1 pseudogene is annotated in these 228 nt (G+C 42.5%); it reads right to left on the bottom strand.

Annotation, left to right across the window (positions count from 1 at the left end):
- A pseudogene (locus tag SB725_RS34365) lies at positions 1–228 on the bottom strand (phosphate ABC transporter, permease protein PstA); the annotation flags it as partial.

Genomic DNA, 228 nt, shown 5'->3' with positions numbered 1-228 from the left:
CAACGCGCCTGCCCAACCAGAGAAACTTTGACCTTTTACCATCAGTGCATAGATAAATAGACCGATGACAATCGATGGTGCTGACAATAGAATATCATTTAAGAAGCGAGTGACCTTGCCCAGCATACTGCCTTTAGAAAACTCAGATAAGTAAATACCTGTCATAAGACCAATAGGTGCACCGATAAACAAGCCTGAAAAAGCCAACATGACCGAACCAACAATAGC

The organism is Pseudomonas sp. SIMBA_041, from assembly GCF_046535095.1.
Taxonomy (GTDB): domain Bacteria; phylum Pseudomonadota; class Gammaproteobacteria; order Pseudomonadales; family Pseudomonadaceae; genus Aquipseudomonas; species Aquipseudomonas mucoides.
The sequence above is the reverse complement of the archived record's forward strand: the minus strand, read 5'-3'. Positions and strand labels throughout refer to the sequence as shown.